Here is a 1270-nt window from a genome sequence, read left to right on the forward strand (position 1 = left end):
CACTTTGTATCGACAATCACCGATCCGACCGTCATTGCGCTGGATGCCCAGTGGGGCAGCGGTAAGACCACGTTTTTGAAGATGTGGGCAGGGGAACTCCGAAAGGAAGGGTTCCCAGTCGTTTACTTTGACGCGTTTGAACACGACTATTTTGAGGATGCATTCCTTGCCATAGCCGGGGAGATCATCGCTCTAGCGGAGGAGAAGAAACAAGCAAACACGCCGCTGGGACAAAAGTTCTATGCCCGCGCGAAAGGTGTGGCCAAAATTCTCGGGAGTTCGGGGTTGCGGCTAGCTGTCAAGGGGGCAACGTTTGGAGCGGTGGACACTGTYGACTACGGCGACGCCGTTGATAAGGTGATCGAAGCAGCAGGTGGTGAAATCGAGCAACTCGTCGATGAGCATATCGGATCGCTGCTCACGAGGCAGAAAGAGCAAAAGAATGCAATCAAGCAATTTCGTGATGCTCTCTCCGATCTGCCTTCTCTTCTTTCAGAAACCAATGGTAGCACAACAGACGAAGAGAAAAAAAGGCCGCTCATCTTTATTATTGATGAGTTGGATCGCTGCCGCCCTGTGTTCGCGCTTCAAATACTTGAGCGGGTCAAGCACTTCTTCTYGGTCGAAAACGTTCACTTTGTCCTGGGCGTGCATCTCGGGCAACTGAGGAACTCGGTGACTGGCGCCTATGGCGCTAGTCTCGATGCGCGCCTCTATCTCGAAAAGTTCATCCATCTGACCGTCCCGTTGCTGGACACACCTCAGGACGAGCGGCATCTCACTCCCGGTCGTTACATCGAACATCTGGCGCGAACGTTAGAACTGCGCGCCAGGGAAATTGATTTTCTTGTCGAAGAATTGGCTTTTATTGCAAACCGACATAACTTCAGCCTCCGAACTGTCGAGAGAATTATGACGACAGTTTCACTAAGTTTGGCGTTTGCAGGGAGATTTATACAGCCACCGGCAATCCTTGCTGGTCTATGTATTCTCAAGGTAATCAGTCCAGAACTTTTCGTGAAAGCGAAGCGCGRGACACTTGGCTTCAGTGAGGTAAATGTAGCTCTTGGACTCGACTGGCCGGTCGATGAATATGGTCAACGGCGACAAGATTACGTGCTTGGATTTTGGAAGTACTGCCTCGGGGAACAGATGCCTGAAGAAGATCTGGCAGACTATCGAAGGTCAATTAACAGCTATAGCCTCAATAGGAATCGCGTCGTTCCGATCGTAGCGAACGCAGTGGTAGATCGGTTGAGGCCCTCCGAAG

Annotated in this window: 1 protein-coding gene; it reads left to right on the plus strand. The window is 51.4% G+C overall.

Features of this window, described 5'->3' with window-relative positions:
* Positions 1-1270, plus strand: a 1270-nt coding sequence (locus tag AC1DT3_RS21630) for a KAP family P-loop NTPase fold protein (RefSeq protein WP_477467238.1), incomplete at both ends; no start/stop codon positions are given.

The organism is Microvirga sp. P4_G7, from assembly GCF_056401005.1.